Annotated in this window: 9 protein-coding genes; 4 read left to right on the top strand and 5 right to left on the bottom strand. The window is 61.8% G+C overall.

The window, feature by feature from the left end:
* Positions 1-169 precede the first annotated feature (169 nt).
* The 5 genes from D8U61_RS07470 to D8U61_RS07445 form a co-directional block, all read right to left on the bottom strand.
* The gene (locus tag D8U61_RS07470; RefSeq protein ID WP_223631008.1) at positions 170-619 is read right to left on the bottom strand and encodes a hypothetical protein; all 450 of its coding nucleotides are present in this window, start codon (positions 617-619) and stop codon (positions 170-172) included.
* 27 nt (positions 620-646) lie between these two features.
* Positions 647-1,990: a cation:proton antiporter gene (locus D8U61_RS07465; protein WP_130926697.1), complete on the bottom strand. Its 1,344-nt coding sequence runs from the start codon at positions 1,988-1,990 to the stop codon at positions 647-649.
* A gap of 42 nt (positions 1,991-2,032) precedes the next feature.
* On the bottom strand, positions 2,033-2,644 hold the full coding sequence (locus D8U61_RS07460) for a Yip1 family protein (RefSeq protein ID WP_130926696.1): 612 nt from the start codon (positions 2,642-2,644) through the stop codon (positions 2,033-2,035).
* A gap of 87 nt (positions 2,645-2,731) precedes the next feature.
* Complete coding sequence (locus D8U61_RS07455) at positions 2,732-3,589, bottom strand: glucose 1-dehydrogenase (RefSeq protein ID WP_016774822.1); 858 nt, start codon at positions 3,587-3,589, stop codon at positions 2,732-2,734.
* Positions 3,590-3,818: 229 nt separating this feature from the next.
* On the bottom strand, positions 3,819-4,973 hold the full coding sequence (locus D8U61_RS07445; RefSeq protein WP_130926694.1) for a PatB family C-S lyase: 1,155 nt from the start codon (positions 4,971-4,973) through the stop codon (positions 3,819-3,821).
* Between the two features lie 360 nt (positions 4,974-5,333).
* Between D8U61_RS07445 and fdnG the strand changes: the two genes are divergently transcribed.
* Genes fdnG through fdhE form a run of 4 tightly spaced genes read left to right on the top strand, consistent with a single transcriptional unit; the run spans position 5,334 to position 10,927 of the window.
* A complete protein-coding gene (fdnG, locus tag D8U61_RS07435; RefSeq protein WP_153188965.1) occupies positions 5,334-8,399 on the top strand; it encodes a formate dehydrogenase-N subunit alpha in 3,066 nt (1,021 codons plus the stop codon).
* A complete protein-coding gene (gene fdxH, locus D8U61_RS07430) occupies positions 8,400-9,335 on the top strand; it encodes a formate dehydrogenase subunit beta (protein WP_125926630.1) in 936 nt (311 codons plus the stop codon).
* Entirely contained in the window at positions 9,332-9,997 is a 666-nt protein-coding gene (locus tag D8U61_RS07425; protein WP_125926631.1) for a formate dehydrogenase subunit gamma, read from the top strand. The genes fdxH and D8U61_RS07425 overlap by 4 nt, the downstream gene beginning before the upstream one ends.
* 3 nt (positions 9,998-10,000) lie before the next feature.
* Positions 10,001-10,927 (top strand): formate dehydrogenase accessory protein FdhE, encoded by a 927-nt coding sequence (fdhE, locus tag D8U61_RS07420; RefSeq protein ID WP_130926692.1) that lies wholly within the window; start codon positions 10,001-10,003, stop codon positions 10,925-10,927.
* Positions 10,928-10,968 lie beyond the last annotated feature (41 nt).

The raw sequence follows: 10,968 nt of genomic DNA, 5'->3' as shown, positions 1-10,968 counted from the left end.
GAAACGTCGGACCGCCCCCAAGGGGGCGAGGGGGAAAGGGAGCCGATCTTCATGCTTTTCAAAATCTACATTCGGCGCGGTATGCCAGGTCGGTGTAGCACGTGAGAACACCTCGGTCAGTCCCCTCTCCCTCCGGGAGAGGGCTAGGGTGAGGGGCTTTTGACTTTTATTACGCAGTTTCCAGCTCACGCCGCGCAGTTACAGCATTCTGCACCGCCGCCGGAATCGGCGGGAAATCCTCATTCAGCACACACAGATGATCAATCGCATCTTCAAATTTCGCATCGGCTTTCTTGCGCAGTGCCCGGTATTGCTCAAAGCGTTCGAAGTCGGTCGGCGTCTGTTCCAGCAGCGCGTTGGCCGCTCGGTTCAGTTCGTGGGCTTCTTCGAACAGTTGACGATTGCGTTCCAGAGCCAGTGCTCTGCAAGCCTTGATTTGCGCAGGAGTCGAGCATTCGTTCATGACCGTGACCTTGTTTGTGTCGGGGTTCCGTTTAATAGGCTGTTCACCGCAGGGGAACCGAACCTGCCGGGCCGCGCTGATGATTGGCGCGGTTAAAGTTGTGACCGTTGGGTCGCGCCCGGCGATCCATTTTTTTGCAGAAAAATCTTCGATCATTTTCAGCCAAGCGCAGCGGCCGACGAATCAGCTTTTTCGTTGCTTCAGACGTTCATAGCGCGCCAGCATCGGTTGTGTGCTGATGCCATGCAGCAGAATGCTCAGGGCTACTACCGACAAAGTGATGTCGGTGCAGACCTTGGCCACGTCGGAATCCAGACCGTGGTTCAGGGCGAAGAACAGATAGAACAGGCTGCCGATGCCGCGAATGCCAAACCAGCCGATCAACAAACGCTGCGGTCCGCTGAGCAGATTGCCCCATGGCATCAGCGCCACGCTCAGCGGGCGAATCAGGCAGAACAGCACCGCGCCGATCCACAACGCCCGCCAGTCCCAGTGCGCTATCAGCACGACGCCGAGCAGGGTCACCAGAAACACTTCCATCGCCCGCTCGACCAGACTGCCGAACGCCAGCATGTCGCCCATCATGATCCCCGCTGCAACCTGGCTGTCTTCCAGTTGCTCGGTATCGCCATGCACGGCGTTCTGCGGTTCGACGTTCTGATGACCGACCACCGGCTGCACCAGATGCTCGGCAGGTGCCTGGGTGATGCCCGTGGATTTGACTTCCTCCTGACGCAGGCCCAGGCCAGCAGCGAAGACCGCAAGAAAGCCGTAGCCGCCAATGGCGTCGGCGCCCACGTAGGACAGCGCGATCAGCGCGAGTGTCAGGTAATCGTTGGGGCCGAGGGTGCTGTCCTCGTTGTGAATGCGCAGCAATAGGGCGATCCGGCCGATGCCGCGACCCATGCCGTAACCGATTAACAGGCCTGCCGGCACTGCCCAGAGCAAATCGTTTAAGAACCACTGTTGCAAGTCGCTGAAACTGCCGTCGGTGTGCAACAGCAGTAAGCCGAGGAATACGAAGGGGAAAGCCACGCCATCATTGAGCCCGGCTTCACCGGAGAGGCCGAAACGCACGCTGTCGATGTCCTGCGCATCATTGACCTGCACCAGCGCGGCGAGCACCGGGTCGGTCGGCGCCAGAATCGCGCCGATCAGCAGGGAAGGCCCCCACGGCAATTGCAGCCCCCAGTGCAACAGCAGACACACGCCGATAATCGTCAGAATCATCACCGGCCCGGCCAGACCAAAAGCGATGCGCCAGGTCTTGTTGCCCAGCGGCAGGCGCAATTTCAAACCGCAGACGAACAAGGAAAACAGCACCGCGACTTCCGTCAGATGCTCCATCCACAACGACGATTCTTCCAGCGGCAATTGCAGCAGGTCGAGGCCGCTGGGGCCGATGGCGATGCCCAGCAGCAGACACACCGCCGAGGTGGTGACCGGCATCCAGCGCAACCATGACGACGTCAGGGCCAGCGTCAGCAGCACGGCGCCGAGCACCGCGACCCATACGCCGAAACTCATGACCGCTCACAGCAGCGAATTTCCAAGGACAGGCGCACCGGCTCAGCTCACGGTCGTGCGCAGGTACTCGGGGATGAGCACGTTGAACCACAGCAGGATCATCGACACCAGCATGGTCACCAGCACCAGCAGGCCGACGCCCCACACGCACGCCGAATACAGCAGGCCTTGCTCCTTGCGCTCATGCATGAAGGTCGGCAAGCCGACGAACAGCAGAAACGTCGAATAGATCGACGCGGCGCCGAGCACCAGAATCGCCAGCCAGCGGCTCGGGTACAGCCCGGCAATCCCGGCGAGGAAAAACGGCGTCACCGTGTAGGCGGCAAAACCGATGCATTGATTGAGCGTCGGCCGCGCATCGAACGATCGCGACATCCACCGAATGAACCCGCCCATGACCGCGACACCCGCGACGATCGTCACGTACAGCAACACGCTCAGTTGCAAGGCGCTGGCCGTGCTCAGGCGCACGTTTTCACCCACGGCTAGGCTCCAGCCGACCTGGGTGGTGCCGATGAACAGGCACACGGCCGGAATCAGCGCGAGCAGCAGCAGATGCGCGAGATAGTGGCGGGGATGGGTTTCCTCTTCGCGGCGGATATCGGTCCAGGCGAAGTTGGGTTGGGTGAAGAGTCTGACGAGGGGGGCGGACATGACAACCTCCTGTTCCTGTTGGCCCTTAGGCGCTTACAGGTATGGAGAGATGCCATGCCGCTCGGGTTCAGTTTTTCTGCTGCACGGTTACAGCATCGGTTTGCCGCCGGTCACGCCGTAGCGCTGGCCGGTGATATAGCTGGCTTCGTCGGAGGCCAGCAGCACGTAAATCGGCGCGACTTCCACCGGTTGGCCGGGACGGCCGAGCGGGGTGCTGCCGCCAAAGTTCTGCACTTCTTCATCGGGCATGGTCGAGACGATCAGCGGCGTCCAGATCGGGCCAGGTGCGACGCTGTTGACGCGAATTTCCTTCGGCCCGAGCATCTGCGCCAGGCCACCGGTGAAGTTGGCGATTGCGCCTTTGGTGGTGGCGTAGGCCAGCAGGGTCGGCTTGGGCATGTCCGAGTTGACCGAGCTGGTGTTGATGATCGACGAACCGGGGCGCATGTGTTTGATCGCCGCCTGGCAGATCCTGAACATGGCAGTGATATTCACGTCGAAGGTCATCACCCATTCGTCATCTGGGATCTCTTCAAAGTTTTCGTGGGTCATCTGGAACGCGGCGTTGTTGACCAGAATGTCGATGCGGCCAAAGCGCTCGACAGTCTTGTCGACCAGCGCTTGGCACTGCGCTTTCTCGGCGATATCGCCCGGCAGCAGGATGCACTGACGCCCGGCCTGCTCGACCCAGCGTGCGGTTTCCTTGGCATCTTCATGTTCATTCAAGTACGCCACGGCGACGTCGGCGCCTTCACGGGCGAAGGCAATCGCCACTGCGCGACCGATGCCGCTGTCAGCGCCGGTGATCAGCGCGATCTTGCCGGCGAGGCGGCCGGAACCGACGTAACTCTGCTCGCCGCAGTCTGGATACGGCTCCATCTTGCGTTGCGAGCCGGGCACCGGTTGGGCTTGTTTCGGGAAGGGTGGTTTTGGATAGTCAGTCATCGCAGGGTCTCCTGATTTCAAGGCCAGTGTTCCGGGTTGACCCGGTGGGTTTGCCTTGAGTTCGATCGGATTTGCGCTGGATTTAGTTGGCTATGCAAAACCAATGTGGGAGCGAGCCTGCTCGCGAAAGCGGTCTGTCAGACGATAATTATGTCGACTGACACTGCGCTTTCGCGAGCAGGCTCGCTCCCACAGGGGATCACTTACACAGGGGAATCTCGGGGCAGGATCAGAGATTGCGGTTAGCCAAAGCCCGCTCCATCCGCGCAATCCCTTCTTCCAGCAACGCCCTCGGGCAGCCGAAGTTCAAACGCACAAACTGCTGATGCCGGTCACCAAAATCCAGTCCGGCACTCAGGCCGACCTTGCCCTGTTCGAGGAAGAATCGTTGCGGATCCGGCAGGTCCAGCGCGGTGCAATCGAGCCACGCCAGATACGTGCCCTGCGGCACATTGATGGTAACGCCCGGCAGGCGCGTGCGCACCGCGCCTACCAGCCAGTCGCGGTTGGCCTGCAGGTAGGTTTTCAGTTCGGCGAGCCACGGCGCGGCTTCGCTGTAGGCGACGCGGGTGGCTTCCATGCCCAGCGGGTTGACGCTGTCGACCATGCCGCAGCGAGCGTGGTTGACGCGCTCACGCAGGGCGGAGTCCTGGATGATCATGAACGAGGTCTTGAGGCCGGCGATGTTGTAGGCCTTGCTCGCCGACATCAGGGTGATCGTGCGTTTGGAAATCTCGGGGCTCAGCGATGCGGTGGGAATGTGCACGCGGCCGTCGAAGCACAGTTCGGCGTGAATCTCGTCGGAGATGATCCACGCGTCCTGCGCTGCGCAGATGTCCGCGACTGCCTGCAACTCTTCGCGGTCGAAGACCTTGCCGAGCGGGTTGTGCGGGTTGCTCAACAGCAGGGCGCCGCCGCCTTTCAGCGACTCGCGCAGTGCGTCCAATGGAGTGGCGTAGGTGCCATCGGCCTGGGCGTTGAATTCCAGCTCGACCTTGTTCAGGCCCCAATGCCCCGGCGCATGACGCAGTGGCGGGTAGTTCGGCACTTGCACGACGACATTCTGCTGCGCCTGGACCAAAGCCTTCAGCGCCATGTTGAAGCCGGATTCCACGCCCGGCAGGAAGATCAGCTCCTGCGGTTTGACCTGCCATGAATACTTGTTCCACAGGTCGGCGACGATGGCTTCACGCAGGTTGTCCTGGGCCACGCTGTAACCGAGCAGCGGGTGCAGCAGGCGCTGTTGCAGGGCTTCGACGATGACCGGCGGCGCGGCAAAATCCATGTCAGCGACCCACATCGGCAACACATCGGCCGGGTAACGGCTCCACTTGGTGCTGCCAGTGTGGTGGCGGTCGAACAGCTGATCAAAATCGAAAGTCATGCGCGGTCTCGTCAAGGCGGAGTTGGTTCTGCCGGACATTCTATGCGCAACTCGTTCCCTGTAGGAGTGAGCCTGCTCGCAATAGCGATCTGACTGATCGTTCCCACGCTCCGCGTGGGAATGCAGCCCGGGACGCTCTGCGTCCCAGTGGAACGCGGAGCGTCCCTTGAGGCATTCCCACGCAGAGCGTGGGAACGATCAATACCTCGAGATTGCAGATGAAACACCCGACGGTCGGTTTTCACACAATCGGCAAGGTCTTTGTCTACAGTGAAAAAGTCGGCGCCAAGGCGTCGCAACCGTGATTGTCCAGATAAAGCCCGGCGCAAGTACCGGGTTCCACCTGATCAGGAGTGCACGATGGATCTCAGCCGTCGTCAGTTCTTCAAGGTCGCCGGTATCGGCCTTGCAGGCTCAAGCCTGGGCGCGTTGGGCATGGCCCCGACGGCGGCCTTCGCCGAGCAGGTGCGTCACTTCAAGCTCGCCCACACCCGTGAAACCCGCAACACCTGCCCGTATTGCTCGGTCGGTTGCGGTTTGATCATGTACAGCCAGGGCGATGCCGGCAAGAACGTGGCGCAAAACATCATTCACATCGAAGGCGACGCCGACCACCCGGTCAATCGCGGCACGCTGTGCCCGAAAGGCGCGGGCCTGCTCGACTTCATTCACAGCCCCGGCCGCTTGCAGTACCCGCAGGTGCGCAAGCCCGGCAGCAATGAATGGACGCGCATCGGCTGGGACGAAGCCCTCGATCGCATCGCCGACCTGATGAAGGCCGACCGCGACGCCAACTTCATCGAGAAAAATGCCAACGGGCAAACGGTGAATCGCTGGCTGACCACCGGATTCCTCGCGGCGTCGGCGGCATCCAACGAAGCCGGCTACATCACCCAGAAGGTGATTCGCAGCCTCGGTCTGCTGGGGTTCGATAACCAGGCGCGTGTCTGACACGGCCCGACGGTGGCAAGTCTTGCCCCGACGTACGGCCGTGGTGCCATGACCAACACCTGGACCGATATCGCCAACGCGAATCTGATCCTGGTAATGGGTGGCAACGCAGCAGAAGCGCATCCGTGCGGCTTCAAATGGGTGACCGAGGCCAAGGCGCATAACGCCGCGCGGCTGATCGTGGTCGATCCGCGTTTTACCCGGACCGCTTCGGTGGCCGACTATTACGCGCCGATCCGCACCGGCACCGACATCGCCTTCATGGGCGGGTTGATCAATTACCTGCTGACCGAGGACAAGATCCAGCACGAGTACGTGCGCAATTACACCGACGTGTCGTTCATCGTCAAAGCCGGTTATGGCTTCGAAGACGGCCTGTTCAGCGGCTATGACGCGGAAAAACGCAGCTACACCGATAAGTCCGGCTGGGGTTACGAATTCGCCGAGGATGGTTTCGTCCGCGTCGACCCGACCCTGCAAGACCCGCGCTGCGTTTATCAACTGATGAAGCAGCATTACAGCCGCTACAACATCGACCTGGCCAGCCAGATTTGCGGCATGCCCGTCGACGCCATGCAGAAAATCTGGGAAGAGATCGCCACCTGCTCGACACCGGGCAAGACCATGACGATTCTCTATGCCCTCGGCTGGACGCAGCACTCGATCGGCGCGCAGATCATCCGCAGCGCGGCGATGGTGCAACTGCTGTTGGGCAACGTTGGCATGCCCGGCGGTGGCGTCAATGCGCTGCGCGGACACTCGAACATTCAGGGCCTGACCGACCTCGGCCTGCTGTCCAACGCCTTGCCCGGCTACCTCACGCTGCCCAGCGACAGCGAGCAGGACTATGGCCAGTTCATCTTCAAACGCACGCAGGTTCCGCTCAGACCGGGGCAGCTGTCGTACTGGCAGAACTACAGCAAATTCCACGTCAGCCTGATGAAATCCTGGTACGGCGCCAACGCCACCGCCGAGAACAACTGGCTGTTCGACCATTTGCCGAAGCTCGACATCCCTAATTACGACGTGCTGAAAATGTTCGACCTGATGAGCCAGGGCAAGGTCAACGGCTACTTCTGTCAGGGCTTTAATCCGATCGCCGCGTTGCCGGACAAGAACCGCGTGATGGGCGCGTTGGCCAAGCTCAAGTGGCTGGTGGTGATGGACCCGCTCGCCACGGAAACCTCGGAGTTCTGGCAGAACGTCGGGCCGTACAACGACGTGAAAACCGCTGAAATCCAGACCGAAGTCATTCGCCTGCCGACCACCTGTTTTGCCGAAGAGGACGGCTCGCTGGTCAACAGCAGCCGCTGGCTGCAATGGCACTGGAAGGGCGCCGACGGCCCCGGCGAAGCGCAGACCGACGTTCGCATCATGAGCGAACTGTTCCTGCGCCTGCGCCAGCGTTATCAGACCGAAGGCGGCAAGTTTCCTGATCCGCTGCTGAAACTGTCGTGGCCGTACAAGATCCCCGACGAGCCTTCGCCGGAAGAACTGGCGCGGGAGATCAACGGCACCGCCGTCAGCGATTTCACCGATGCCGGCGGCGTCACGGTCAAGGCCGGTACGCAACTGGCCGGCTTCGGTTTGCTCAAGGATGACGGCAGCACCGCGTCCGGTTGCTGGATTTTCGCCGGCAGCTGGACCGAGGCCGGCAATCAGATGGCGCGGCGCGATAACGCCGACCCCTTCGGCATGCACCAGCATCAAGGCTGGGCGTGGGCGTGGCCGGCCAATCGGCGGATTCTCTACAACCGTGCCTCGTCGGACCCGGCGGGCAAACCGTGGGACCCGAAAAAGCGGCTGGTGTGGTGGAACGGCAAGACCTGGACCGGCACCGATGTGCCGGACTACAAGGCCGATGTGCCGCCGGAAGCCGGGATGAATCCGTTCATCATGAACCCCGAAGGCGTCGCGCGGTTCTTCGCCGTCGACAAGATGAACGAAGGCCCATTCCCTGAGCACTACGAGCCGTTCGAAACGCCGATCGGCATCAACCCGCTGCACCCGCAGAACAAGAAGGCCACCAGCAACCCGGCGGCGCGGATCTTCGATTCGGTCTGGGAAACCCTCGGCGAAGCCAAGGACTTCCCTTACGCCGGCACCAGTTACCGGCTCACCGAGCATTTCCACTTCTGGAGCAAGCACTGCAAGTTGAACGCGATTGCCCAGCCTGAGCAGTTCGTGGAAATCGGCGAGGTGCTGGCGAACGAGAAGGGCATTGCTGCCGGTGATCGCGTGCGGGTCAGCTGCAAACGCGGCTTTATCGAAGCGGTGGCGGTGGTGACCAAACGGATCCGGCCGCTGCAGGTCAACGGCCAGGTCGTGCATCAGATCGGCATCCCGCTGCACTGGGGTTTCACCGGCCTGACGCGTCACGGTTACCTGACCAACACCCTGGTGCCGTTCCTCGGCGATGGCAACACTCAGACCCCGGAATCCAAGTCATTCCTGGTCAACGTGGAGAAACTGTAAATGGCCAGCCAAGACATCATTGCCCGCTCGGCCACCACCACTGTGCCGCCGTCGGTGAGGACTCAGCAGGGCGTTGCCAAGCTGATCGACACCACCAAATGCATCGGCTGCAAGGCCTGCCAGGTCGCCTGCTCGGAATGGAACGAGCTGCGCGACGAGGTCGGCCACAACCACGGCACCTACGACAATCCGCAGGATCTGACGGCGGATTCGTGGACGCTGATGCGCTTCACCGAGCACGAAACTGACGCCGGCAACCTCGAATGGCTGATCCGCAAGGACGGCTGCATGCACTGCGCCGAACCCGGTTGCCTGGCCGCGTGCCCAAGCCCCGGGGCGATCATTCAGCACGCCAACGGCATCGTCGATTTCGATCAGGACCACTGCATCGGCTGCGGCTATTGCATCACCGGTTGCCCGTTCAACATCCCGCGCATTTCGCAGAAGGATCACAAGGCCTACAAATGCACGCTGTGTTCCGATCGGGTTGCGGTAGGGCTGGAGCCGGCCTGCGTGAAAACCTGCCCGACCGGCGCGATCGTCTTCGGCACCAAGGAAGACATGCAAGAACACGCCGCCGAACGCATCGTCGACCTGAAAAGCCGTGGCTTTGAAAACGCTGGTTTGTACGACCCGGCAGGCGTTGGTGGCACTCACGTGATGTACGTGCTGCACCACGCCGACACGCCGAAAATCTACGCCGGTTTGCCGGACCATCCGGCGATCAGTCCGCTGGTGGGTTTGTGGAAAGGCATCAGCAAACCCCTCGGCCTGCTGGCGATGGGCGCGGCGGTGCTGGCCGGGTTCTTCCACTACGTGCGCATCGGCCCGAATCGTGTCGAGGAGGATGAGCATCCGGCGCCACCCGATACCTCGGTGCACGTGGTCGACCCGGCGGTGCACACCTTCGATCCACGCGGGGAGGAGCGGCCATGAGCAACAAGACGATCCTGCGTTACAGCGCCAACCAGCGCACCAATCACTGGCTGGTGGCGATCCTGTTTTTCATGGCCGGGTTGTCCGGGCTGGCGTTGTTTCATCCGTCGCTGTTCTGGCTGAGTAACCTGTTCGGCGGCGGCACCTGGACGCGGATCCTGCACCCGTACATGGGCATCGCCATGTTCGTGCTGTTCCTCGGCCTGGTGTTCAGCTTCTGGCGCACCAATTTCTTTATCGCCAATGACCGCCAGTGGCTGCGGCGGATCAACCGGGTGATGGTCAACGACGAAGAAAGCGTGCCGCCGGTGGGTAAATACAACGCCGGGCAGAAGTTGCTGTTCTGGACTTTACTGCTGTGCATGCTCGCGTTGCTGTTCACCGGGCTGGTGATCTGGCGCGCGTGGTTCAGCGCGTATTTCGGCATCAGCGTGATCCGCTGGGCCATGCTGTTGCATGCGCTGGCCGGGTTCGTGCTGGTGCTGAGCATCATCGTGCACATCTACGCCGGTTTGTGGATCAAGGGTTCGGTCGACGCCATGCTGCATGGCTGGGTCAGCCGGCCGTGGGCGAAGAAACACCATGAACTGTGGTACCGCGAGGTGACCCGCGACGAACAGCCTCGGGACCTGCCCGAGCGACCGCTGACGAAAAAGGGCTGACTTTTGCCAAGCATTCTTGAACCCGGGGAAATCGAGGCGGCGGCCAGTTCGCCGCCGTTTCTGTACCTGCCACCACGTAACCTGTTTGCCCTGCGTGCTGAGCGCCTTGAGCGTCTGGCCGAGGGCAATGGGTTGGCGGATTATCTGCGGCTGATGGCCGGATTGTGCCGGGCGCAGCAGCAGGTGTTCGACGATCCGCCGCTGACCGCGCCGTTTGATGCGCAGCGTTTCGAAGCCTGTCAGCAGCACGGTCTGCCGCCGTTCGCGGCAGACACCTTGGTGCGCGAGGATGCCTGGCAGCCGTGGCTGAATGCCTTGCTGCAGCGCTATGCGCCTGCGGATCAGCCAGCGGTGATCGACGCGCTGGATACTTTGCGCGGCGCCAGTCCCGGCCAGTTGCGCGCGTGGGCAGTGGCGCTGGTCAGCGGTCAATATTCGCTGGTGCCGGCGGCGCTGGTGCCGTTTCTCGGCGCGGCGCTGCAAACCGCCTGGAGCCACTGGCTGCTCAGCGTGCCGCAGCTGCAACTCAAACCCGGTGACAGCCTCAGCCAATGCCCGGCCTGTGGTTCACCGGCCATGGCCGGGGTGATTCGCCATCGCGGCAAGCACAACGGTTTGCGTTATCTGGTGTGTTCGCTGTGTGCCTGCGAATGGCACGTGGTGCGGGTCAAGTGCGTGTATTGCGAGCAGAGCAAAGGCCTCGAGTACCTGAGCCAGGAAGACGATCGGCACAGCGCCGAACAGGCCCCGCTGCGCGCCGAAGTCTGCCCGAGCTGCAACAGCTACCTGAAATTGCTCTACCTGGAGAACGACGCCGAAGCCGAGGCGTTGTCGGCAGATCTCGGCAGTTTGCTGCTGGACATGCGCCTGGCCCAGGACGGCTATCAGCGTCTGGCGCCCAATCTGCTGCTGGCGCCGGGAGACGAATGACCAGCGCAAAATTGTGGGAGGGGGTGTGCTCCCACAGGTTT

The sequence above is a fragment of the Pseudomonas sp. Sample_14 genome (genome assembly GCF_004307515.1).
Lineage (GTDB): Bacteria > Pseudomonadota > Gammaproteobacteria > Pseudomonadales > Pseudomonadaceae > Aquipseudomonas > Aquipseudomonas atacamensis.
Note: the sequence above shows the minus strand (reverse complement) of the source record. Positions and strands in the feature narration are given on the sequence as shown.

What these genes read in the sequence shown, in the direction of transcription:
- D8U61_RS07470 (WP_223631008.1), bottom strand. Translation starts at nt 619, where the DNA reads ATGATCGAAGATTTTTCTGCAAAAAAATGGATCGCCGGGCGCGACCCA.
- D8U61_RS07465 (WP_130926697.1), bottom strand. Translation starts at nt 1,990, where the DNA reads ATGAGTTTCGGCGTATGGGTCGCGGTGCTCGGCGCCGTGCTGCTGACG.
- D8U61_RS07460 (WP_130926696.1), bottom strand. Translation starts at nt 2,644, where the DNA reads ATGTCCGCCCCCCTCGTCAGACTCTTCACCCAACCCAACTTCGCCTGG.
- D8U61_RS07455 (WP_016774822.1), bottom strand. Translation starts at nt 3,589, where the DNA reads ATGACTGACTATCCAAAACCACCCTTCCCGAAACAAGCCCAACCGGTG.
- D8U61_RS07445 (WP_130926694.1), bottom strand. Translation starts at nt 4,973, where the DNA reads ATGACTTTCGATTTTGATCAGCTGTTCGACCGCCACCACACTGGCAGC.
- fdxH (WP_125926630.1), top strand. Translation starts at nt 8,400, where the DNA reads ATGGCCAGCCAAGACATCATTGCCCGCTCGGCCACCACCACTGTGCCG.
- D8U61_RS07425 (WP_125926631.1), top strand. Translation starts at nt 9,332, where the DNA reads ATGAGCAACAAGACGATCCTGCGTTACAGCGCCAACCAGCGCACCAAT.